Origin of the sequence: Streptomyces sp. NPDC002054 (genome assembly GCF_040296685.1) — a bacterium.
GTDB lineage: Bacteria > Actinomycetota > Actinomycetes > Streptomycetales > Streptomycetaceae > Streptomyces.
This window is the reverse complement of record NZ_JBEOXT010000051.1, coordinates 18,418-40,312: the sequence shown is the minus strand read 5'-3', so window position 1 is coordinate 40,312 and position 21,895 is coordinate 18,418. Positions and strand designations below refer to the sequence as shown.

General features: G+C 71.2%; 20 protein-coding genes. 13 read left to right on the top strand and 7 right to left on the bottom strand.

Annotated features, from left to right (window positions below; genetic code table 11):
- The first annotated feature begins 53 nt into the window (after positions 1-53).
- The 5 genes from ABT123_RS33600 (at position 54) to ABT123_RS33580 (ending at position 6,865) form a co-directional block, all read left to right on the top strand.
- Positions 54-1,634 carry a GMC oxidoreductase gene (locus ABT123_RS33600; RefSeq protein WP_351321696.1) on the top strand — a complete coding sequence of 527 codons (1,581 nt, stop codon included), beginning with the start codon at positions 54-56 and terminating at the stop codon, positions 1,632-1,634.
- 117 nt (positions 1,635-1,751) lie between these two features.
- Entirely contained in the window at positions 1,752-2,564 is an 813-nt protein-coding gene (locus ABT123_RS33595; protein WP_351321694.1) for an SDR family oxidoreductase, read from the top strand.
- A 7-nt stretch (positions 2,565-2,571) separates the two neighbouring features.
- Entirely contained in the window at positions 2,572-4,005 is a 1,434-nt protein-coding gene (locus tag ABT123_RS33590) for a cytochrome ubiquinol oxidase subunit I (RefSeq protein WP_351321692.1), read from the top strand.
- Positions 4,002-5,084 carry a cytochrome d ubiquinol oxidase subunit II gene (locus ABT123_RS33585; RefSeq protein WP_351321690.1) on the top strand — a complete coding sequence of 361 codons (1,083 nt, stop codon included), beginning with the start codon at positions 4,002-4,004 and terminating at the stop codon, positions 5,082-5,084. Before ABT123_RS33590 ends, ABT123_RS33585 begins: the two co-directional genes overlap by 4 nt.
- Positions 5,081-6,865 carry a cation:proton antiporter gene (locus ABT123_RS33580; protein WP_351321688.1) on the top strand — a complete coding sequence of 595 codons (1,785 nt, stop codon included), beginning with the start codon at positions 5,081-5,083 and terminating at the stop codon, positions 6,863-6,865. Before ABT123_RS33585 ends, ABT123_RS33580 begins: the two co-directional genes overlap by 4 nt.
- Here ABT123_RS33580 and ABT123_RS33575 read toward each other — a convergent pair.
- Positions 6,837-8,690 carry a glycoside hydrolase family 15 protein gene (locus ABT123_RS33575; RefSeq protein ID WP_351321686.1) on the bottom strand — a complete coding sequence of 618 codons (1,854 nt, stop codon included), beginning with the start codon at positions 8,688-8,690 and terminating at the stop codon, positions 6,837-6,839. The two genes, ABT123_RS33580 and ABT123_RS33575, sit on opposite strands and share 29 nt — an antisense overlap.
- A 74-nt stretch (positions 8,691-8,764) precedes the next feature.
- Between ABT123_RS33575 and ABT123_RS33570 the strand changes: the two genes are divergently transcribed.
- Entirely contained in the window at positions 8,765-10,042 is a 1,278-nt protein-coding gene (locus ABT123_RS33570) for a DUF2254 domain-containing protein (protein ID WP_351321684.1), read from the top strand.
- 3 nt (positions 10,043-10,045) lie between these two features.
- Here ABT123_RS33570 and ABT123_RS33565 read toward each other — a convergent pair whose 3' ends face one another.
- Entirely contained in the window at positions 10,046-10,807 is a 762-nt protein-coding gene (locus ABT123_RS33565) for an SDR family NAD(P)-dependent oxidoreductase (protein WP_351321682.1), read from the bottom strand.
- 56 nt (positions 10,808-10,863) lie between these two features.
- Positions 10,864-11,199, bottom strand: a complete 336-nt coding sequence (locus ABT123_RS33560; RefSeq protein ID WP_351321680.1) for a YnfA family protein — start codon at positions 11,197-11,199, stop codon at positions 10,864-10,866.
- A gap of 111 nt (positions 11,200-11,310) precedes the next feature.
- Between ABT123_RS33560 and ABT123_RS33555 the strand changes: the two genes are divergently transcribed.
- On the top strand, positions 11,311-11,817 hold the full coding sequence (locus tag ABT123_RS33555; RefSeq protein WP_351321678.1) for a hypothetical protein: 507 nt from the start codon (positions 11,311-11,313) through the stop codon (positions 11,815-11,817).
- Here ABT123_RS33555 and ABT123_RS33550 read toward each other — a convergent pair.
- From ABT123_RS33550 to ABT123_RS33535, 4 genes are all read right to left on the bottom strand, one after another.
- Complete coding sequence (locus ABT123_RS33550; RefSeq protein WP_351321676.1) at positions 11,805-13,337, bottom strand: FAD-dependent monooxygenase; 1,533 nt, start codon at positions 13,335-13,337, stop codon at positions 11,805-11,807. The genes ABT123_RS33555 and ABT123_RS33550 overlap by 13 nt on opposite strands.
- 43 nt (positions 13,338-13,380) lie before the next feature.
- Entirely contained in the window at positions 13,381-14,124 is a 744-nt protein-coding gene (locus tag ABT123_RS33545; RefSeq protein ID WP_351321674.1) for a Mut7-C RNAse domain-containing protein, read from the bottom strand.
- A gap of 98 nt (positions 14,125-14,222) precedes the next feature.
- Positions 14,223-14,738, bottom strand: a complete 516-nt coding sequence (locus ABT123_RS33540; protein ID WP_351321672.1) for a GNAT family N-acetyltransferase — start codon at positions 14,736-14,738, stop codon at positions 14,223-14,225.
- A 34-nt stretch (positions 14,739-14,772) separates the two neighbouring features.
- Positions 14,773-15,414 carry a hypothetical protein gene (locus ABT123_RS33535; RefSeq protein WP_351321670.1) on the bottom strand — a complete coding sequence of 214 codons (642 nt, stop codon included), beginning with the start codon at positions 15,412-15,414 and terminating at the stop codon, positions 14,773-14,775.
- Positions 15,415-15,553: 139 nt separating this feature from the next.
- On the opposite strand from ABT123_RS33535, the gene hemL reads away from it, so the two are divergent.
- The 6 genes from hemL (at position 15,554) to ccsB (ending at position 21,877) form a co-directional block, all read left to right on the top strand.
- The gene (hemL, locus tag ABT123_RS33530) at positions 15,554-16,876 is read left to right on the top strand and encodes a glutamate-1-semialdehyde 2,1-aminomutase (RefSeq protein ID WP_351321668.1); all 1,323 of its coding nucleotides are present in this window, start codon (positions 15,554-15,556) and stop codon (positions 16,874-16,876) included.
- Positions 16,873-17,553, top strand: coding sequence for a histidine phosphatase family protein (locus ABT123_RS33525; protein ID WP_150209126.1), 681 nt, complete (start codon positions 16,873-16,875; stop codon positions 17,551-17,553). The genes hemL and ABT123_RS33525 overlap by 4 nt, the downstream gene beginning before the upstream one ends.
- Positions 17,554-17,657: 104 nt before the next feature.
- A complete protein-coding gene (locus ABT123_RS33520; protein ID WP_351321666.1) occupies positions 17,658-18,257 on the top strand; it encodes a TlpA family protein disulfide reductase in 600 nt (199 codons plus the stop codon).
- 16 nt (positions 18,258-18,273) lie between these two features.
- Positions 18,274-19,035 carry a cytochrome c biogenesis CcdA family protein gene (locus tag ABT123_RS33515; protein WP_351321708.1) on the top strand — a complete coding sequence of 254 codons (762 nt, stop codon included), beginning with the start codon at positions 18,274-18,276 and terminating at the stop codon, positions 19,033-19,035.
- Positions 19,036-19,049: 14 nt separating this feature from the next.
- Positions 19,050-20,804: a cytochrome c biogenesis protein ResB gene (gene resB / locus ABT123_RS33510; RefSeq protein ID WP_351321664.1), complete on the top strand. Its 1,755-nt coding sequence runs from the start codon at positions 19,050-19,052 to the stop codon at positions 20,802-20,804.
- Positions 20,801-21,877: a c-type cytochrome biogenesis protein CcsB gene (gene ccsB, locus ABT123_RS33505; RefSeq protein WP_351321662.1), complete on the top strand. Its 1,077-nt coding sequence runs from the start codon at positions 20,801-20,803 to the stop codon at positions 21,875-21,877. The genes resB and ccsB overlap by 4 nt, the downstream gene beginning before the upstream one ends.
- The last annotated feature ends 18 nt before the right edge of the window (positions 21,878-21,895 follow it).

Genomic DNA, 21,895 nt, shown 5'->3' with positions numbered 1-21,895 from the left:
AGGGCGGATACGTTCGAAGAGCCAGGGCGTCAAGCGCAAGGACGGTGGTGGCCGTGGCCGACTCCCCGCATTACGACGTGATCATCATCGGGACCGGTGCCGGCGGCGGCACCCTCGCTCACCGGCTGGCCCCCTCCGGCAAGCGGGTGCTCCTCATCGAGCGCGGCGGCTACCTGCCGCGCGAGCGGGACAACTGGGACTCCACCGCCGTGTTCGTCAAGGGCAAGTACCGGGCCCCTGAGTTCTGGTTCGACCGCACGGGCACCGAATTCCCGCCCGAGGTCAACTACTACGTCGGCGGGAACACCAAGTTCTACGGTGCGGCCCTCTTCCGGCTGCGCCCGGAGGACTTCGGCGAACTGCGCCACCACGGCGGGATCTCACCGGCCTGGCCGATCCGCTACGAGGATCTGGAGCCGTACTACACCCAGGCCGAGCACCTCTACCTCGTACACGGCCGGCACGGCGAGGACCCGTGCGAAGGCGCGGTGAGCGCGCAGTACGCCTTCCCGCCCGTGGCGCACGAGCCGCGCATCCAGCAGCTGAGCGACGACCTGGAGAAGCGCGGGCTGCACCCCTTCCACCTGCCGATCGGCGTCAACCTCAGCCAGGACGGCAACGGGCGGGCCAGCCACGACAGCGTCTGCATCCGGTGCAACCGGGTGGACGGCTTCCCGTGTCTGGTGCGCGGCAAGTCCGATGCCGAGGTGATCTGTGTGGAGCCGGCCCTGCGGCACCCCAATGTCGAGATGGTCACCGACACGCGGGTGGTCCGGCTGGAGACCGATCCGACCGGCCGCAGCGTCGACGCGGTCGTCGGCCGGCTCGCCGACGGCTCGGAGGTCCGGTTCTCGGCGGACATCGTGGTCGTCTCCTGCGGGGCGGTCAATTCCGCGGCCCTGCTGCTGGCCTCGGCGAACGACCGGCATCCGGCCGGGCTGGCGAACAGCTCCGACGTCGTCGGCCGCTTCTACATGCGGCACAACAACATGGCCCTGATGGCGGTGTCGAAGGAGCCCAACGACACCCAGTTCCAGAAGACCCTGGCCCTGCACGACTGGTACTTCGGCTCGGACGACTGGGACTACCCGCTGGGCGGCATCCAGATGCTCGGCAAATCGGACGCCGAGCAGATCCACGGCGAGGCCCCGCGGTGGGCCGGCGCGGTCACCCCGGACATGCCCTTCGAGGTGCTGGCGCACCATGCCGTGGACTTCTGGCTGTGCGGCGAGGACCTGCCGCTGCCCGGCAACCGGGTCACCCTGGACGGCGATGCCCGGATCCACCTCGCGCTCGACGAGAAGAACAACATCGAGGGGCTGAAGCGGCTGCGGCACCGGCTCCAGTCGATGCTCGGCCACCTGGGCATGCACGAACACCATCTGCTGTCCCACAGCATCTACCTGCACAAGGGCATGCCGATCGGGGCCACGGCCCACCAGGCGGGCACCGTGCGCTTCGGCACCGACCCGGCCGCCTCCGCCCTGGACGTCAACTGCAAGGCCCACGACCTCGACAACCTCTATGTGGTCGACACGAGTTTCTTCCCGAGCATCGGCGCGGTCAACCCGTCCCTGACGGCCATCGCCAACGCCCTGCGGGTCGGTGACCACCTGATGGCCCGGCTCGGCTGACCCCACCGGCCCGACCTGACCCCCACCGGCCCCGACCGGGCGAAGATGCTGCGCCAGGCGGCCGAACGGCGGCTCGCCGCACATGCCGCCCGCCCCGGCCGGTGGTTGTGTGACCGTATGAATATTCCGGCACAGTTGCTGAAGGGCCAGAAGGCGCTGGTCACCGGCGCGAATTCGGGCATCGGCATGGCCACCGCCATCGGGCTCGGCCGGGCCGGCGCCGATGTGGTCGTGAACTACGTGGCCGACCCCGAGGCCGCCGAGAAGGTGGTCGCGGAGATCACCTCCTTCGGGGTCCGCGCGGCGGCCTACCAGGCGGACGTGTCCCAGGAGGACCAGGTCACGGCCATGGTGGACCGGATGGTCCAGGAGTTCGGGACGATCGACATCATGGTCGCCAACGCCGGCATGCAGCGCGATGCGGCCTTCACCGAGATGACCCTCGGCCAGTGGCAGAAGGTCATCGACGTCAACCTCACCGGCCAGTTCCTGTGCGCCCGGGAGGCGACCAAGGAGTTCCGGCGGCGCGGGGTCGTCCCCGAGGTGTCCCGCTCGGCCGGAAAGATCATCTGCATGAGTTCGGTGCACCAGCTCATCCCCTGGGCGGGCCACGTGAACTACGCAGCCTCCAAGGGCGGCGTGCTGATGATGATGGAGACCCTGGCCCAGGAGCTCGCGCCCGAGAAGATCCGGGTGAACGCCGTCGCCCCCGGGGCGATCAAGACGCCGATCAACCGCAGTGCCTGGGAGACCCCCGAGGCCCTCGCGGACCTGATGAAGCTGATCCCGTACGACCGGATCGGCGAGCCGGAGGACATCGCCAACGCCGTTGTCGCCCTCTCCTCCGACCTCATGGACTACGTGGTGGGGGCCACGCTCTACGTCGACGGCGGGATGACCCTGTTCCCGGGCTTCGCCACCGGCGGCTGAGCCGCGCATGCACATCTCGGTCCATCTGCTGGCGGACGCCCCGGCCCAAATGCTGCCGGCCCGGGAGCTCATGGCTTTCACCCTGGCCTCGCACATCATCCTGGTGCCCCTGGGCGTCGCCCTCCCCTTCATCACGCTGGTGATGCACTACCGCGGGCTCCGTCACCAGGACCCCACCGCCCTGCTGCTGGCGCGGCGCTGGTCGGCGGTCATGGCCGTGCAGTTCGCCGTCGGCGTGGTCACCGGCACCGTGCTCTCCTTCGAGTTCGGCCTGCTCTGGCCGGGCCTGATGGGCCGGTGGGGGGATGTCTTCGGGATCGGATTCGGTGTCGAGGCCTGGGCGTTCTTCCTCGAGGCGGTGCTCATCGCCATCTACCTCTACGGATGGCGGCGGCTGAAGCCCCGTACGCACTTCCTGCTGGGGCTGCCGCTGCCGGCCGCCGCCCTGCTCGGGGCGTTCGGCATCCTGGCCGCCAACTCCTGGATGAACACGCCCCGGGGGTTCTCGCTCGACTCCGAGGGCAACCCGGTCGACGTGAACGTCTGGAAGGCGATCTTCACCCCGATGTTCGGGCCGCAGTACTGGCACTTCGTGGTGGCCATGCTGCTGACCGCGGGCTATGTGGTGGCCGGTGTCTATGCGGTGGGCTGGCTGCGCGGGCGCCGGGACCGCTACCACCGGCTCGGCTTCGCCGTCCCCTTCACCATCGCCGCGGTGGCCACCCCGGTGCAGTTCATGCTGGGTGACTCCATCGCCCGGCAGGTGTTCCACAAGCAGCCGGTGAAGTTCGCCGCCCTGGAGATCGTCTGGGAGACCGACACCCGGGTGCCGGAGTACCTGTTCGGCCGCCTGCAGGAGGACGGGACGGTCAAGGGCGGCATCAAGATCCCCCTGCTCGACTCCATCCTGGCCGGGTTCAGCCCGGACACCAAGGTGGTCGGGCTGACCTCCGTACCGGCGGACGAACGGCCGACGGCCCTTCAGGCGACCATCGCGCACTGGGCCTTCGACCTCATGGTCGTGATCGGTTCCGTGCTGGTGCTGCTCGCCCTCTGGTACGGCCTGGTCTGGCTGCGGTACCGGCGGCTGCCCGAATCCAAATGGTTCTACCGCAGCGCGGCCTGCGCGGGCGTCGCCTCCGTGGTGGCCGTCGAATGCGGCTGGATCGCCACCGAGGTGGGACGCCAGCCCTGGATCGTCTACCAGAACATGAAGGTGGCCGAAGCGGTGACCGCGACCCGCTCCAGCACCCTGTGGATCATGCTCGGACTGGTGATCGTGGTGTACGTGTTCATCTTCGGATCGCTCCTCGCCGTCCTGCTGAAAATGCGGACCCGCTGGCGGCTCGCCGACGAACAGCGGGCCGCGGGGGAACCGGCCGAGGCACCGGAGGCGGACACCCCCTACGGGCCGCGGTCCGAGGCGGCGGGCCGGCCATGACCACCGCCGACCTCATCGCCCTGGTGCTGCTGCTGGCCGTGGCCGCGTACGCCTGCGCGGGCGGCACCGACTACGGGGCCGGGTTCTGGGACCTGACCGCCGGGGGAGCGGAGCGCGGCAAGCGTCCCAGGTGGCTGATCGACCACGCCATGGCTCCGGTGTGGGAGGTCAACAACGTCTGGCTGATCTTTGTCTTCGTCATCATGTGGACCGGCTTCCCGGTGCTGTTCCAGACCGTGTTCTCGGCGATGTGGCTCCCGCTGGCGCTGGCCGCCGTCGGCCTGGTCCTGCGCGGGGCCGGCTTCGCCTTCCGCAAGGTCGCCCGGCGGCTGGCCGGCCGGCGCCTCTACGGTGCCGTGTTCGCCGTGGCCTCGCTGGTCACACCGTTCTTCCTGGGTGCGGCCGTCGGCGGGGTCGCCTCGGGCCGGGTGGCCCCCGGCACCGAGGCCTCGGCGGACGCCTGGGCCAACCCCACCTCCCTGATGTTCGGGCTGATGGCCATCGCGGCCACGGCCTTCCTCGGCGCGGTGTTCCTCGCCGGGGACGCCCGCCGGTTCCACGCACCCGATCTGATCGGCTACTTCCGCCTGCGGGCGCTGGCCAGCCTCATCGTGCTCACCGCATGGGCGGCGCTCACGTTCGTCATCACCCGCGACGACGCCCCCCATGTGTGGCACGGGCTCACCCACGGCCTGGGGCTCGCCTTCGTCGTCCTGGCCGGAGCCGCCGCGCTCGCCACCGCCTGGCTGCTCCTGAAGACGCCCGGCAAGTGGGCCCGTATCGCCGCCGTCGGGGTCGTCGCGTCCGCCGTCCTCGCCTGGGGCATGGCCCAGCGCCCGTACCTGATCCCCACCTCGCTGACCGTGGCCGAGGGCGCCGGCGCACCGGCCACGCTGACCTGGCTGGCCTTCGTCACGCTGGTGGCCCTGGTGCTCGTCGTGCCGGCCGTGGTTTTCCTGTACTGGCTGGACACCCACGGCGTACTGCAGGAACTCACCGACGCCGAACTGCGACGGCCGGACGCCGGCGGTGACGGTGACGGTGGCGGTGGCGGTGCTGCGCCGGGCACGCCGTTGTGACGGAAGACCAGATCCTGCTCGGACTCGCACTGACGGTGGCGCTCGCCACCGGCTCGCAGATCCTGGCGAGCAAGCTGCGCGTCCCCGCCCTGATCATCCTGCTGCCGGTCGGGTTCACCGCCGGCGCGCTCACGCATGTCGTCCATCCCGATCAGCTGGTGGGGCCGGAGTTCTCCGCCCTGGTGTCGCTGGCCGTGGCGGTGATCCTCTACGACGCCGGTCTCGGGCTCGACCTGCGCAAACTCACCGGCCACACCCGGTGGATCGTGGGGCGGCTGCTGGTGCTCGGGGTGCTGCTCACCTTCTTCGTCACCGCCTCGATCTCACCGGCGATGTTCGACATGCCGCTGCGCGTGGCCTCGATGCTCGGCGTGATCCTCGTCGTCTCCGGGCCGACCGTGGTGGGACCGCTGCTCGAATACGTGAAGCCGACTGACCGGGTGCGGCGCATCCTGATCTGGGAAGGGACGCTGACCGACCCGATCGGCGGCATCCTCGGCGCACTGGTCTTCCACGCCATCGCCACCACGCACCAGATCGACATCGGCCGCGGCTACCAGCTGGGCCAGTTCACCATCAGCATGGCCGTCGGCCTGGCCGGCGGAGCCGTGGGCACCGCGGTGCTGTGGTTTACGCTGCGCACCCTGCGGCTCGGCGAGACCCTGGGCACCCTGGCGCAGCTGGCCACCGTGATCGCCGTATCGGCCGGCTGCGACATCGTCCGGGACGACACGGGGCTGATCGCCGCGGTCGTCACGGGACTGGCCGTCGCCAATATCCGCGGCTTCGACATGCCCGCGCGGCGCCCCTTCTTCGAAACCCTGGTCCAGCTGATCATCGGGCTGCTGTTCGTCTCGATCTCCGCCACCGTCACCCCGGCGTCCCTGGTGCCCGTGCTCCTTCCCTCGCTGGCCCTCATCGCCATCCTCGTCCTGGTGGTCCGTCCGGCGGTCGCCTTCCTGGCCACGACGAACTCGGGGCTGAGCCGGGGGGAGCGGGCCTTCGCGGGCTGGATGGACCCGCGCGGCATCGTCGCAGCCGCCACGGCCTCGACGTTCACCGCCGGCCTGGTCGACCGCGGGGTGGCCGGAGCCGGCGCCATCCTTCCGGTCACCTTCCTGGTGATCGTGGGAACCGTCCTGCTGTACGCGCTGACCGCGGCGCCCGTGGCCCGCCGGCTGGGCGTCGTCAAGCCCGCCGGTACGCGGCTCCTGCTGGTGGGCGGCGAGCCGTGGGTGGTCGAGATGGGCAGGACGCTGCGGTCCGCCGGGCTGGACGTACTGATGTGGGCGGGGCTCGACGAGGAGCGGGAACGGATCAAGGAGGCGGGGATCGAACTGGCCACGGGGGACCTGCTGGCCACGGCCACCAACCCGGGGGCGCGCCTGGAGGGGGTGACGGCCGTCTTCCTTGCCACCGACGACGACGACTTCAACGCCCTCGCCTCGGTCGTGATGCAGGGCAACGTCGAAGGCCCGGTGTACCGGGTCGGGCCGCCGCAGCGCAGCCACGGAGTCGTCGCCCCCTACACCGGCGGCGAGATCCTCTTCGGCAGCTCCCTCGTCCGTCATGTGCTGGCCGCGCGCTACGAGGGCGGCGCCCGCTTCGTGGTCCAGCCCGCTTCCGCGCCCCGGCCGCCGGACCACGAGACGCTGTTCGTGGTGCGCGCGGACCGCCGGCTGCAGCCGGTCACCGAGAAGGAGCAGGTCACTCCGGAGAAGGGCGACAGCGTGGTGCTGCTCGTCCCGGCCGCTACGCCCCGCCCGAACCCGCCCGGTTGAGGGTCGCGTCCAGGGTGATCGCGGCATCGATCAGCGCGAGGTGGGTGAAGGCCTGCGGGAAGTTGCCCAGCTGTCGGCCGGTCAGGTCGATCTCCTCGGAGTACAGGCCGAGGTGGTTGGCGTACGTGAGCATCTTCTCCAGCGCGAGCCGGGCCTGATCGGTCCGGCCCGCCCGGGCCAGGGCGTCGACGTACATGAACGAGCAGAGCGAGAACGTCCCTTCGGAGCCGCGCAGTCCGTCGGGCGAGGCCTCCGGGTTGTAGCGGTAGACCAGGCTGTCGGTGACCAGTTCCCGGTCCATCGCGTCCAGGGTCGACGTCCACATCGGGTCGTCGGGGGTGATGAAGCCCACCGTCGGCATCCGCAGCAGCGCGGAGTCGAGCACATTGCTGCCGTAGTGCTGCACGAAGGCCTTGCGGTCCGGGTCCCAGCCCTGCGCCAGGACCTGCTCGTAGATCTTGTCGCGTTCGGCCGCCCAGCGCCCGAAGGCCGACGGCCGGCCGCTGGCGGTGGCGAGCCGGAGGGCGCGGTCGAAGGCCACCCAGGACATCACCCGGCCGTAGGTGAAGTTCTGCCGGCCGCCGCGGGTCTCCCACACTCCCTCGCCCGGCTGGTCCCAGTGGTCGACCAGCCAGTCGAGGATGGTGTGCAGCGAGGTCCAGCCCCGGTGGTCGAGCTGGATGCCGCGCTGGTGCGCGAAGTAGATGCTGTCCAAGGCCTCGCCGTAGATGTCCAGTTGCAGCTGGGTCGCGGCGCCGTTGCCGATGCGTACGGGGGCGGAGCCCTGGTACCCCTCCCAGTGCTCCAGGGTCTCCTCGAACAGGTCGGAGGAGCCGTCGACCCGGTACATGATGTTCAGCGGTCCGGTGCCGGCGCCGTTGTCGTCGCCGGCCTTCTCCCTCACCCGGTCGCGCAGCCAGCCGATGAACGCGGTCGCCTCTTCCTTGAAGCCCAGGCCCAGCAGGGCGTATACGGAGAACGAGGCGTCCCGGATCCAGGTGAACCGGTAGTCCCAGTTGCGCTCGCCGCCCAGCTGCTCCGGCAGGCCCGCGGTGGGGGCCGCGACCAGCGCACCGCTGGGCGCATAGGTCATCAGCTTCAGCGTCACGGCGGAGCGTTCCACCGCCTCGCGCCAGCGGCCCGAGTATCCGGACTGCTTCAGCCACGACCGCCAGAAATGCACCGTCTCCTCGAAGAGCTGCTGGAACTCCGCCAGCCGGATCGACTGGGGCGGCCCGTCGGGTGCGGACTCCATGATCAGGCCGCGCTGTTGGCCCGCCTGGAGGGTCAGGGTGAAGCGGACGTCCTTGTCGCCCGAGAGCAGGTTCACCAACCGCTCGTCCCCCGGCTCGCGGACGGCGTGGACGGCCAGGTTCACGTCCTCGGAGGTGAACACCGCCCCGTTTTCGGTGAGGTGCAGCCCGTGGGGCTTGCGGCCGTAGTCGAACCGCGGGGCGATCTCGACCTCGAAGGTCATGCTGCCGCGCACACAGCGCAGCATGCGGATCAGACGGTGGCAGTCCGTTGCCGTCGTCCCGGTCACCGGCATGAAGTCGATGACCTCGCCCGCACCGGCCTCGGTCATAAAACGCGTCACCAGGAGGGCGGTGTCGGGAAGGTACATCTGCTTGGTCGTGTACGTATCCACGGACGGCCTGACCGAGAAATGGCCACCCTTTTCCCGGTCCAGCAGAGCGCCGAACACACTGGGCGAATCGAAACGCGGACAGCAGAACCAGTCGATCGTCCCGTCGGTGGACACGAGGGCCGCGGTCTGCAGGTCGCCGATCAGCCCGTGGTTTTCGATCAGCGGATAGTCGTCCATTTGCCCAGCTTAGGCACGGGAAACCCGCGCAGTCCTGCTGAGCGGATTCGGGTGAACGGCCTTACTGTGTTCCCATGGTGTCCTGGGCGGCCAGGTTCAGGCTGCGGCAGTACGCGAAGGCAAGCCTGTGGATCGTGCCGCTGATCGGGCTCGTCCTCGGGGTCGTGCTCGCCGAATGGGCGACCGGCGTGGACGGTGCGGACTGGACGTCGGGCGGCTGGGATTATTCCGCGAGCACGGCAAGCGGTGTGCTCACCGCAATTGTCGGGGCCATGGTGGCGCTGCTCGGATTTGTGGTGACCATCGGCGTTCTCGTGGTCCAGCAGGCGACCGGAACACTTTCCCCGCGCTATATGCGCCTGTGGTACCGGGACCGGCTGCAAAAGGCCGTACTGGCGACCTTCACCGGGACGTTCGCCTTTTCCTTTTCCCTGCTGCGCAGCATCGAGGCGAATTCCGTTCCCGACCTCGGGATCACCCTGGCCGGCGCGGCGGTGGCCGTCAGCCTGCTGCTCCTGCTCATCTACCTCAACCGGTTCACCCACAACCTCAGACCCGTGGCCATCGCCGATCTGGTCGGACGCCTGGGGGAGGACGTCCTCACCCAGGGGGTTGCGGCGATCCGCGGCGCGGCCCCGCGCGAGGGCGCGACCATACCGTCCGGGGAGCCGGTGGCGGAGGTGCGCAGCGAACGCGGCGGTGCCATCCAGGCGTTCCATGTGTCCGGGCTGCTGGCCGAGGCGGAGCGCCACGACTGCGTGTTCGTCGTGACCCACCTGATCGGGGACTCCGTACCGCCCGGCGCCGTCCTCGTCGAGGTTCACGGCGGCGCACCGGCGCCTGATGCGGACCGGGTGATCGGTCTGATGGCCCTCGGTGCCGAGCGCACCATCGAGCAGGATCCCGCCTTCGCGCTGAGGATCCTCGTCGACATCGCCATCCGGGCCCTGTCACCGGCGGTGAACGACCCCACCACGGCGGTGCAAGTGCTCAACCACATCGAGTCGTTCCTGCACGTGGCGGGCCGGGTACGGCTGCCCGGCCGCCATGTGCTGGCCGACGACCAAGGCCGACCGCGGCTGGTGGTGCCCGGGCGCGACTGGAAGGACTACCTGCAGCTCGCCGTCTGCGAGATCCGTGAGTACGGGGCCTCGTCCGTGCAGGTCTGCCGCCGGCTGCGGGCCCTGCTGGAGGGCCTGCACGACACCGTGCTGCCGGCCCACCAGCCGGCGGTCCGGAGGGAGTTGGAGCTGCTCCGGGAGTCGGTGGAGCGGGAGTTCACCGACCCGGCCCGCCGTGCCATCGCAGGCCGTGCGGACCGGCAGGGCATCGGCGGCCGGGTCCGGTTCTGAGGGTCAGAGCTCGCGGTGGACCTTGGTGTTCGAGGCCTGGGCGCGCGGGCGGACCACCAGAAGGTCGATGTTGACGTGGCTGGGACGGGTCACCGCCCAGGTGATGGTGTCGGCCACGTCGTCGGCGGTGAGGGGCTCGGCCACGCCCGCGTAGACCTTCGCGGCCTTGTCCGCGTCGCCGCGGAAGCGGGTGGTGGCGAACTCCTCGGTCTTCACCATGCCGGGGGCGATCTCGATGACCCGCACCGGCCGGCCGACGATCTCCAGGCGGAGGGTCTCGGCGAGGACGCGGGCGCCGTTCTTGGCGGCGACATAGCCGGCGCCGCCCTCGTAGGTGGCGTGGCCGGCCGTGGAGGACAGGATGACCACGGTGCCGTCGCCGGAGGCGTCCAGCGCGGGCAGCAGGGCCTGGGTCATGTGCAGCGTGCCGAGGACGTTGACCTCGTACATGGTGCGCCAGTCGGCGGGGTCTGCGGTGGCGACCGGCTCGGCGCCGAGTGCCCCGCCCGCATTGTTGACCAGCAGGTCACAGCGGTCCAGGGAGGCGGCGAGGGCGTCCACGGCGGCCCGGTCGGTGACGTCCACGGCGTGCGCCGCCGCGGAGTGGCCGGCCGCGCGGAGCTCCTCCGCCAGCGCCTCGATGCGGTCCTTGCGGCGGGCCGTGAGGACCACGTGGTACCCGGCGGCGGCGAGCCGGCGGGCGGTGGCCGCGCCGATGCCGCTGCTCGCTCCGGTGACTACTGCGGTACGGGTGGCCGTGCTCATGTGCGGAGCTCCCTCGTATGTACGTACGGTTGCGTTCCGGCCAGGATAGGCAGGGTTCAGCGGCTGCGCGGGGCGTACATGATCACGGCCATGCCGACCAGGCAGATCAGCGCGCCGATCACGTCCCAGCGGTCCGGGCGGTAGCCGTCCGCGACCATGCCCCAGGCGAGGGATCCGGCGACGAAGACCCCGCCGTACGCGGCGAGGATGCGGGCGAAGTCGCCCTCCGGCTGGAGGGTGGCCGCGAAGCCGTAGAGGCCGAGGGCGATCGCTCCGGCGCCGATCCAGACCCAGCCCCGGTGTTCGCGCACGCCCTGCCAGACCAGCCAGGCGCCGCCGATCTCCAGGAGGGCGGCGAGGGCGAACAGGGCGGCGGAACGGAAGATCAGCATGTCCTGAAGGTTCCCACGCCGGGCGCCGCGGGCGCGCAGATGGCCCCTCGCCCCGCCCTCGTTCGTGTGATGGTCCGACTGCCCTCCCGGCCGACTGGTTACCTTCCGCCTGTGGAGGTGGTGGCGGTGGTGCGTCGTGGTGTCGTACGGAGAGCAGTGGCGGCCGTGTCGGCCGCGCTGGCCGTGGTGCTCGTGGCCGGGGCCGCGGGAACGGCCGGCGCGGCCGAGGGCGGACCGGAGGCGGATGTGGCGTACCACGGCCGGGTGTCCCTGGCCGCGGGGCGGCTCGGCATCCTGCTGATCCCGGAGAACCAAGGCCCCGCCGCCCTGCCCACCGCCACCCTCCGGCTCCGCCTGTCGGCCGCACTCGCCGACCGGCAGCCGCTCATCGAGGGCTGCGCCCGGGTCGGCCTGCGCGAGGTGGTGTGCGAGACGGGCGCCCTGCCCGAGCACGGGCAGGGCCGGCACATCGGGCTCGCGCTGCGGCTGAAGGAACGGCCGACCGAGGTGACCCTGCGGATCGACACCTGGTGGAACGGCGGCGCGACCGACCGGAACGTTCACAACAACGAGCATGTGGTGCTGGCCCTGGAGACCGGGGACGTCTACGCCTTCTGAGGCACCCGCTGCGGCCCCGGGCCGAGCCAGCGGGAGACGGCCGCGGCCGTCTCCCCGGGGCCCGGGCGGTCCGCGGACCAGGCGACGTAGCCGTCCGGGCGGATCAGGGCGCAGGTGGTGCGGTGCGGGTCCCGCCAGTGCGCCTGCGCGAGGTGCGGCGGGCCCGGCGGGGGCAGCGGGGTGCCCGCCGGGGTGAGCAGGACGAAGCCGCCCGCGCGCAGTTCCTCGTACAGCCGGCCGCCGTGCGCGAGCGGGACGTCCGGGGCGCGCCGGCCGGCCGGCGGGCGACTGCCGGGCGGTGCGGCGTACGCGATGCCGATGCCGGTGATCAGGCCCATGGCCCGGTTCCGGACGGGCGGCAGCACGCCGAGCGCGACGGCGCCGACCTGCCGGGCGGCGCGCACCGCGGGGGAGCCGGCGATCACCAGCCGGATCAGGGCGCCGCTGGTGCGGAGGACCATCCGGCCGACCGGGTGGCGTTCGCTGTGGTAGCTGTCGAGGAGCGCCTCGGGGTCGGGGGCGCGGCCGTGCAGGGCGGCGGCGAGCTTCCAGGAGAGGTTCGCGGCGTCCTGCATCCCGGTGTTCATGCCCTGGCCGCCGGCCGGGGTGTGGACGTGTGCCGCGTCCCCGGCGAGGAAGACCCGGCCGACGCGGTAGTGCGGGACCTGGCGTTCGTCGCTGTGGAAGCGGGAGATCCAGCGGGCCTCGTACACGCCGTGGTCGGTGCCGAGGGCGTTCCGCATGATGGTGCGGAGCTCGTCGAGGTCGACGGGGTCCTCGTCGGGGGGCTGGTGGTCGCGGTCCCAGGCGATCGCGCGGTACCAGCCGTCGCCGAAGGGGACGAGGAAGGCGAAGGAGTCTCCGGTGCCGCTGAAGGCGAGGAAGTCGCCGGGCGGATCGGTCAGGCGTACGTCGGCCAGGACCACGGAGCGTACGGCGGCGCGGCCGGGGAAGGGCAGGTCGACTGCCTCGCGGACGGTGGAGCGGTGGCCGTCGGCGCCGACGAGGTGGCGGGCGGACAGGGTCCGGGGCCGGCCGTCGGGTCCGCGGACGGTCAGTTCGACGGCCCCGGGGGTGTGCTGGTGGAGGCCCAGGAATTCGGTGCCGAACCGGATGTCCACACCTGTGGACAGTGCGCGGCGCTCCAGCAGCCGTTCGGTCTCGTACTGCGGGGTGATCAGTACGTAGGGGAAACGGGTGTGCGCGGCCAGCCCGTCGAGGCTGAGGGCGAGCCGCCCGCCCAGCCCCAGCCGGCTCACCTGCCGGCCGGTCGCGATCAACTCGTCGGCGAGGCCGCGGGCGTCGAGGAGTTCGAGGGTGCGGGCGTGCACGGCGAAGGCGCGGGTGAGGTTGGCGGCGGTGCGCGGCCGGCGTTCGATGAGGGTGACGCTCAGTCCGGCGGCGGCGAGGTCGCCGGCGAGCAGCAGGCCGGTGGGGCCGGCGCCCACCACGGCGACATCGGTATCGACACCGCGGTGTGTACCGTCGGCGGCGGGAGTGGCGGCGGGGGTGGCGGTCATGGCGCGTGAGTCTGCCAGCCGCCGGTCCGGTGGTGCGGGAGGCTCAGACGGAGGCGCCCGGCGCGTTGCCGAACTCCTCGACCGCTTCGGAGACGATCCGCTCCAGCCGGGCGTGGTGGGCGCCCCGCCAGTAGACGCGCTCGCACTCGGTGCACTGGGCGAAGACGTCGTAACTGCGGTGCGTGCCGCCTTCGAGGCGGTCGCCGACGGTGTCCTTGTCGGCGGCGTGCAGCGGGCCGTTGCAGGCCGTGCAGCGGGTCCACGGCTCCAGGCGGGGCGCGAAACGGCCCAGTACGTCGCGGAGTTGCTCGTCCGGGCGGTCGCTGTAGACGTACGCGCCGGCCCAGATCTCGCGGCGGCGCAGCAGCCCGCGGTCACGGGAGAGCAGCACCCGGCGCTCCGCGGCGGAGCGGGTGGCCAGGGCGGGGTCGCCGATGTCCTCGTTCTCGTAGGCCGCGTCGACGCCGAGGAGGCGGAGGCGGCGGGCGAGGGTGCCGAGGTGCACGTCGAGCAGGAAGCGGAGCGGCGCGCCGGGAACCTCCTGGGGGCGGCTGACCCCCTGCACCTCGATGTGCTGTCCGGCCCGGGGCACGTACGAGACGGGCACCTCCAGGCCGTCGACGAGGAGCCGGCCGACCTCGGTGAGCGGAACCCCGGCCGATTCGACGACGTGGCCGAGGCTGGAGGCGCCGTCGGTCGGGGTCGGGATGCGGTCGGCGCGCCGGCTGGGCGGGGCGAAGAGGCGCAGCTCAGGGGCGAGGGTGAGGTGAATGTCGGGTCCGTTCACGCCCCCAGCATGCCATTGGCTGCCCCGCCGGGCGGACCGCTTTTCCGGGCCCCTGCGGGCCCCACCCTGCTTCCCGCACCCCGGGCGGACGGGCGGCGTCAGTGGAGGTGGTAGCGCCAGTCGTTGCTGACGTGGAGCTTGTTTCTGTACTCGAAGTTCGTTTGGCCCAGGAGTTCGAAGCCTGCGCTGCGGCAGAGTGCGTTCGAGGCGGGGTTGTCGATGCCCGGGAAGGCGTGCAGGTGGGGGCGGGTGCCGTGGGTGCGGGCGTGGGCGATTACGGCGGTCACCGCCGCCCCCGCGAGGCCGCGGCCCTGGAACTCCGGCAGGATGCCCCAGCCGGTCTCGTACACCGCCTCGCCCTGCCAGTCCCGCTCCCAGAACCCGACCGACCCGATGGCCTCGCCGGTGCCGGCCAGGGTCACCATGAACATCCGGCCGGCGGCCGGCTCCCGGGCGCTCAAGGCCACGTACCGGCGGTGCCGGTCCGCGAGCTGCTCGTCGTTCTCCGGACCCCCGACGAAACGGGTCATCGCGGGCGAGTTCTTCTGCCGCAGCAGCAGGACGAAGTCCTCGCCCTCGGCCCACGGGGTCAACTGCACAGCCGTCGCGTCCATGCACCCGACCCTACGCGGCCGGCCGGCCGGACGGTCAGGGCCAGACCAGGCAGTACGGCTGGTGGCCCGCCTCGTGGAGGCGGTTGGAGAAGTCCTGCCACTCGTGGAGCAGCTGGTAGATGTTGAACGCGTCGCTGGGGCCGCCGCGGTCGGGGACCGTGGACCAGATGAATGCCGCCGCGCCCACCGATTCCTCGCCGAGGTCGCGGAGCGGCTCGACCACCGTCATGGGGAGCTTCACCACCGCGTAGTCGGGGTGCAGGACCACCAGCTCCAGCGGCGGCACCTTGTGCAGGGGTATGCCCTCGATGCCGGTCAGGACCATCGCGGCCATCGTCTCCGGCTTGATCTTGGTGAACAGGCCGCCCATGCCGAGCTCGTCGCCGCCGAGCTCCTCCGGACGCATGGTGACCGGGACCCGCGCGGCCGTGGCGCCGTCCGGAGCGCCGAAGTACTTGTACGTCACGCCCATGCCGCGGCCCCCGACGCCGCCCTCGGCGTCGGCATCACCTGCCTCCGCAGACAGGTTCGGGTTCGCTGCCGCCTCGGCCGGGTCCGCCGAGCCGCGCCGGTGCTTGCCGCCGCGGCGGCGGGCCTGGCGGGCCTCCCGGGCTTCGCGGGCGCGCTGCGGGTCGAGGCCGTCCGTACCCTCGCCCGGTCCACCACCGCGTTGCATATCTCCACCCGACTGGTCTTGCCTGCGCCTGCCCCGGCTCCGCAGCCCCCGCCACGCAGCCCGATCATCATGGCAGTGACCTCCCCCGCGCCGCAGCGGTGAAACGCCCGCCCGCAAGACTGTCGCCGCCTCTGAGACCATGGCTGGTGTGAGCTACCCGTACACGTATGAAGCCCCAGTTTCGCAGACGCTCTTCGAGCGCGCGTCCCTCGTGACCCCCGGCGGCGTGAACTCTCCGGTCCGCGCCTTCCGCGCCGTGGGCGGTACGCCCCGGTTCATGGTGTCCGGTACCGGTCCGTACCTCACCGATGCCGACGGCCGTGAGTACGTCGACCTCGTGTGCTCCTGGGGGCCGATGATTCTCGGCCATTCCCACCCGGAAGTGATCGCCGCCGTGCAGGAGGCCGTCGCGCGCGGCACCTCCTTCGGTACGCCCGGTGAGGGCGAGGTCGCGCTGGCCGAGGAGATCGTCTCCCGTATCGAGCCCGTCGAGCAGGTCCGGCTGGTTTCCTCCGGTACCGAGGCGACCATGTCGGCCATCCGCCTGGCCCGCGGTTTCACGGGCCGCGCCAAGGTCGTGAAGTTCGCCGGCTGCTACCACGGTCATGTGGACGCCCTGCTGGCCGCCGCCGGTTCCGGTCTCGCGACCTTCGCGCTGCCGGACACCCCGGGCGTGACCGGCGCCCAGGCCGGCGACACGATCGTGCTCCCCTACAACGACCTGGACGCGGTGCGTGCGGCCTTCGCCGCGCACCCCGGTGAGATCGCCTGTGTGATCACCGAGGCCGCCCCCGGCAACATGGGCGTGGTGACGCCCGCGGCCGGTTTCAACCAGGGCCTGGCCGATGCGTGCCGGGAGAACGGCGCGCTCTACATCTCCGACGAGGTCATGACCGGCTTCCGTACCAGCCGGGCCGGCTGGTACGGGGTGGACGGGGTCAAGCCCGACCTGATGACCTTCGGCAAGGTCATGGGCGGCGGCTTCCCGGCCGCGGCCTTCGGCGGCCGGGCCGATGTGATGGGGTACCTGGCGCCGGCCGGGCCGGTCTACCAGGCGGGCACGCTCTCCGGTAACCCGGTCGCCACCGCCGCCGGCCTCGCGCAGCTGCGGCTGCTCGACGACGCGGCGTACGACAAGGTCAATGCGGTGTCGGCCGAGATCCAGGGGCTGGTGACCGGCGCGCTCACCAAGGAGGGCGTGGCGCACCGCCTGCAGACCTCCTCCAACATGTTCTCGGTCTTCTTCACCCCCGACGAGGTGCGGAACTACGAGGACGCGAAGCGGCAGGAAAGCTTCCGCTTCAACGCGTTCTTCCACTCGATGCTGGCGAACGGCGTGTACCTGCCGCCGTCGGCCTTCGAGTCCTGGTTCGTGTCCACCGCCCACGACGAGCAGGCGGTCGAGCGCATCGCCGCGGCGCTGCCGGCCGCGGCCCGCGCCGCCGCGGAGGCCACCGCATGAGCAGCAGCGACATCACCGTCGTCCACCTGGTGCGGCACGGCGAGGTGGAGAACCCGGACGGCGTGCTGTACGGCCGCCGGCCCGGCTACCACCTCTCCGGGCTCGGCCGGCAGATGGCCGACCGGGTCGCGGAGCACCTGGAGGGCCGGGACATCACGTACGTCGTGTCCTCCCCGCTGGAGCGCGCGCAGGAGACGGCGGCGCCGATCGCCAAGAGCCACGGCCTGGACCTGGCCACGGACGCCCGGCTGCTGGAGGCGGAGAACGTCTTCGAGGGCAAGACCTTCGGCGTCGGCGACGGCGCCCTGCGCAAGCCGGCGAACTGGAAGCACCTGACGAACCCGTTCCGGCCGTCCTGGGGCGAGCCGTACGTCGAGCAGGTCGTACGGATGATGGGCGCGCTGGACGCGGCGCGCGAGGCGGCGCGCGGGCACGAGGCGGTGTGCGTCAGCCACCAGCTGCCGATCTGGATCGTGCGGAGCTTCGCGGAGAAGCGCCGGCTGTGGCACGACCCGCGGCGCCGGCAGTGCACGCTGGCCTCGCTGACCTCGTTCACGTACCAGGGCGACAGGATCGTTTCCGTGGGCTACAGCGAGCCGGCCCGGGACCTGGTTCCGGCGCATCTGCTGGCGGGCGCCAAGCCGGTGAAGGGCAAGTCCAAGGCGTTCGGCGCGTAGGCCGTCCCGGCCGGAACGGCTTCCCGGCAGCCGCCTGATCAGCGGCTGAGCGATGTCCCGGGGGGTGCGGAAGATCCCCGATATGCCCATGCGAAACTTTTCACATGAGAATTGGCCGCGCCCCCATCCTGCTGACCGCGGTGACCCTCGCGAGCGCCCTCACCCTCACGGCGTGCACCGACGGCGGCAAGTCCGCCGCCGGCTCGGCCGGCGGCAGCTACGTCACCGGCCCGTCCGGCGTCTCCACCGTCGCCAAGGCGGATCGCGTCGCGGCGCCCACGCTGGACGGCGAGACCATCGACGGCAAGACGCTCGACACCGCCACCCTCAAGGGCAAGGTCATCGTCCTCAACGTGTGGGGCTCGTGGTGCCCGCCGTGCCGTCAGGAGGCGCCCGGCTTCGCGAAGGTCTCCAAGGAACTGGAAGCGGCCGGCAAGCCCGTCGCCTTCGTCGGGATCAACACCCGCGACAACAGCAAGCAGAACGCGCTCAACTTCGACGAGGACTACGGGATCACCTACCCGAGCTTCTTCGACCCCGACGGCAGGCTGATGCTCCGGTTCCCCAAGAACACGCTCAGCGCCCAGTCGATCCCCTCCACGATCGTGATCGACAAGGAGGGCAAGATCGCGGCCCGCACCCTCGTGGCGATCAGCGACGTGACGCTGCGGAAGATGATCGACCCGCTGCTCGCGGAGAAGTGACCCCGTGACCCCCGTGATGCTCCTCGCCGCGGACACCGGCGTGAACGAGACCGTGATGAGCGGCGGCCTGATGCTGGCCATGCCCATCGCCCTGCTGGCGGGACTGGTCTCCTTCTTCTCGCCCTGCGTCCTGCCGCTCGTCCCCGGCTACCTCTCCTACGTGACCGGGGCCAGCGGCGCCGACCTCGCCGAGGCCCGGCGCGGCCGGCTGCTCGCCGGGGCCTCGCTCTTCGTCCTCGGCTTCACCGCCGTGTTCGTCTCCGGCGGGGCCCTCTTCGGCCAGTTCGGCAGGACCCTCCAGGCCAACGGGGAGAGCATCTCCCGGGTCATGGGCGTCCTGGTGATCCTGCTCGGCCTGTTCTTCATGGGCTGGATCCCGGGCCTGACGATGCGGGAGTTCCGCTTCCACAAGAAGCCCGCGGCCGGTCTGCTGGGAGCGCCCGTGCTGGGTGTCCTCTTCGGCATAGGCTGGGCTCCCTGCACCGGCCCCACCCTCGGCGCCCTGATGACGCTCTCCTTGAACGAGGCCAGCGCCGTCCGGGGCGCGAGCCTGACCGCCGTCTACTGCCTGGGCCTGGGCCTGCCGTTCATCGTCACCGCCGTCGCCTTCCGCAAGGCACTCGGCGCGTTCGGCTGGGTCAAGAAGCACTACGCCTGGGTGATGCGGATCGGCGGCGGCATGCTGATCGTCACCGGCATCCTGCTCGTCACAGGAATCTGGAACAGCATCGTGTGGGAAATGCAGACCTGGACCAGCGGCTTCACCGTCGGGATCTGAGGACGTCACATCACATGAGTACGACCGACAACACCACCGGCACGGCCGACGCCGCCGACCGCGAGGCCACGGGCACGGACGCCGCTGCCGACCGCGAGGCCGCCGCCCAGCTGTCCACCGCGCCCGTCGAGGACGGCGGCCAGGACTCCGGCCCCGTCGGTATCGGGGTCATCGGCTGGGCCCGCTGGTTCTGGCGCCAGCTCACCTCCATGCGGGTGGCGCTGATCCTGCTGCTCCTGCTCTCCCTGGGCTCCATCCCCGGCTCGCTGATCCCGCAGACCCAGGTCGACCCGATGAAGGTCGCCCAGTGGAAGCAGGACCACGACTTCTGGGTGCCGGCCGCCGAGAAGCTCCAGCTCTTCGACGTCTACACCTCGTTCTGGTTCTCCGCGATCTACCTGCTGCTCTTCATCTCGCTCATCGGCTGCATCGTTCCGCGCACCTGGCAGTTCGTCGGCCAGCTGCGCGGTCGCCCGCCGGTCGCCCCCAAGCGGCTGAACCGGCTCCCCGCCTACGCGACCTGGCGCACCGGAACCGCCCCGGACGAGGTCCTCGCCCACGCGAAGGCCGTCCTCGGCGGTCGCCGCTTCCGCACCGAGGCCGACGGCGACGCGGTCGCCGCGGAGAAGGGCTACCTGCGCGAGGCCGGGAACCTGCTCTTCCACATCGCCCTGATCGTGATGCTGGTGGCCTTCGCGGCCGGCCAGCTCTTCAAGTCCGAGGGCGGCAAGCTGGTCCTCCGCGGCAAGGGCTTCTCGAACACGCTCACCCAGTACGACGACTTCAAGTCCGGCAGCCTCTTCGAGGTCGACGACCTGCCGAAGTTCAGCTTCAGCCTGGACCGGTTCGACGCGACCTTCGAGAAGACCGGCCCGCAGAAGGGCACCCCGCGCGACTTCAAGGCGTACGTCACGGTCCGGGAGGGGGCCGACGGCACCCCGCGCAAGGCCGAGATCGAGGTCAACGAGCCCCTCGACGTCGACGGCTCCAAGATCTACCTGCTCGGGCACGGCTACGCGCCGATCGTCTCCGTGACCGACCGCAACGGCAAGGTCATCTTCAAGGACGCCGTGCCGATGCTGCCGCAGGACTCCAACCTCACCTCCTCCGGCGCGGTCAAGGTTACCGACGGCTACCGCGACAAGGACGGCAAGAAGACCCAGCTCGGCTTCGCCGCCTGGTTCGTGCCGACGTACGCCGGCGAGGGCAAGGGCACCATGTTCTCGCAGTTCCCGGCGCTGGACTTCCCCGTCCTCGCGCTCAGCGCCTACCACGGCTATCTGGGCGTGGACTCGGGCCTGCCGCAGAACGTGTACCAGCTCGACACCCGCAAGATGCAGAAGTTCACCGACGCCAAGGGCGAGCTGTTCAAGCAGAAGCTGCTGCCCGGCGAGACCATGACCCTGCCCGACGGAGCCGGCTCGGTGAAGTTCGAGGGCATCGAGCGCTGGGCGACCTTCCAGGTCTCCCAGCAGCCCGGCAACGGCCTCGCGCTCGCGGGCGCGGTCGCCGCCGTCCTCGGCCTGGCCGGCTCGCTGTTCATCCAGCGCCGCCGGATCTGGGTGCGTGCGGCTCCCGGCCCGGACGGGGTGACCGTGGTCGAGCTGGCCGGCCTCGGCCGCAGCGAGTCCGCTCGGCTCCCGGAGGAACTGGCGGAGCTGGCCGCCACCCTGCACGACCGGGCGCCCACGGCGCCGCCCGCATCGGCCGCATCGCCCGCACCGTCCGAGGACCCTGTCGAAGAAACCGTTGAAGGAGAGCGTGGATGACACCGCTCGCAGTCGCAGCCAACGAGAACCTGGCTGAGATCAGCAACTACCTGATCTATTCGTCGATGGCGGTCTACACGCTCGCCTTCCTCGCGCACATCGCCGAGTGGGTCTTCGGCAGCCGCAGCAAGGTCGGCCGTACGGCGGCAGCGCTGACCGGCGCCGCGAAGGCGCCCGCGGTGCAGGTCCGGACGAAGGACGGCGGCACGGCCGTCCTGGACCGGCCGCAGGTGGTCACCCGCGCGGCGGCCGGCAGCCGGGACGTCCCAGACGGCCCCGGCGCGGGCGGTGACACCGAGCAGGGCGACATGTACGGCCGGATCGCGGTCTCGCTGACCGCGCTGGCCTTCCTGATCGAGGCGGCCGGCGTGGTCACCCGCGCGCTGTCCGTGCAGCGGGCCCCCTGGGGCAACATGTACGAGTTCTCGATCACCTTCTCCACGGTGGCGGTGGGCGCGTACCTGGTCCTGCTGGCTGCGAAGAAGAACGTGCGCTGGCTCGGCCTGATCCTGGTCACCACGGTCCTGCTGGACCTGGGCATCGCCACGAAGTGGCTGTACACCGACAGCGACCAGCTGGTGCCGGCCCTGGACTCGTACTGGCTGTGGATCCATGTCTCCACGGCGATCTTCTGCGGCGCGGTCTTCTACATCGGCGCCGCCGGCACGGTCCTGTACCTGTTCCGGGACTCCTACGAGGCCCGGCTGGCGGGCGGCGGGACCGCAGGCCGGTTTGCCTCCTCGGTCCTGGAGCGGCTGCCCTCGGCGGCCTCGCTGGACAAGTTCGCGTACCGGATCAACGCGGCGGTGTTCCCGCTGTGGACCTTCACGATCATCGCGGGCGCGATCTGGGCGAACGACGCGTGGGGCCGGTTCTGGGGCTGGGACCCCAAGGAGGTCTGGTCCTTCGTGACCTGGGTGGCGTACGCCTGCTACCTGCACGCGCGGGCCACCGCGGGCTGGAAGGGCCGCAAGGCGGCCTACCTGGCGCTGTTCGCCTTCGCCTGCTGGATCTGGAACTACTACGGCGTGAACATCCTGCTCAACGGCAAGCACTCGTACGCGGGCGTCTGACGCCCGGGAGTGGGACGC

Coding starts and splice junctions, on each gene's coding strand:
- ABT123_RS33595 (WP_351321694.1), top strand. CDS start 1,752: ATGAATATTCCGGCACAGTTGCTGAAGGGCCAGAAGGCGCTGGTCACC.
- ABT123_RS33590 (WP_351321692.1), top strand. CDS start 2,572: ATGCACATCTCGGTCCATCTGCTGGCGGACGCCCCGGCCCAAATGCTG.
- ABT123_RS33585 (WP_351321690.1), top strand. CDS start 4,002: ATGACCACCGCCGACCTCATCGCCCTGGTGCTGCTGCTGGCCGTGGCC.
- ABT123_RS33575 (WP_351321686.1), bottom strand. CDS start 8,690: ATGGACGACTATCCGCTGATCGAAAACCACGGGCTGATCGGCGACCTG.
- ABT123_RS33570 (WP_351321684.1), top strand. CDS start 8,765: ATGGTGTCCTGGGCGGCCAGGTTCAGGCTGCGGCAGTACGCGAAGGCA.
- ABT123_RS33565 (WP_351321682.1), bottom strand. CDS start 10,807: ATGAGCACGGCCACCCGTACCGCAGTAGTCACCGGAGCGAGCAGCGGC.
- ABT123_RS33560 (WP_351321680.1), bottom strand. CDS start 11,199: ATGCTGATCTTCCGTTCCGCCGCCCTGTTCGCCCTCGCCGCCCTCCTG.
- ABT123_RS33550 (WP_351321676.1), bottom strand. CDS start 13,337: ATGACCGCCACCCCCGCCGCCACTCCCGCCGCCGACGGTACACACCGC.
- ABT123_RS33540 (WP_351321672.1), bottom strand. CDS start 14,738: ATGGACGCGACGGCTGTGCAGTTGACCCCGTGGGCCGAGGGCGAGGAC.
- ABT123_RS33535 (WP_351321670.1), bottom strand. CDS start 15,414: ATGCAACGCGGTGGTGGACCGGGCGAGGGTACGGACGGCCTCGACCCG.
- hemL (WP_351321668.1), top strand. CDS start 15,554: ATGGCTGGTGTGAGCTACCCGTACACGTATGAAGCCCCAGTTTCGCAG.
- ABT123_RS33525 (WP_150209126.1), top strand. CDS start 16,873: ATGAGCAGCAGCGACATCACCGTCGTCCACCTGGTGCGGCACGGCGAG.
- ABT123_RS33520 (WP_351321666.1), top strand. CDS start 17,658: ATGAGAATTGGCCGCGCCCCCATCCTGCTGACCGCGGTGACCCTCGCG.
- ABT123_RS33515 (WP_351321708.1), top strand. CDS start 18,274: ATGCTCCTCGCCGCGGACACCGGCGTGAACGAGACCGTGATGAGCGGC.
- resB (WP_351321664.1), top strand. CDS start 19,050: ATGAGTACGACCGACAACACCACCGGCACGGCCGACGCCGCCGACCGC.
- ccsB (WP_351321662.1), top strand. CDS start 20,801: ATGACACCGCTCGCAGTCGCAGCCAACGAGAACCTGGCTGAGATCAGC.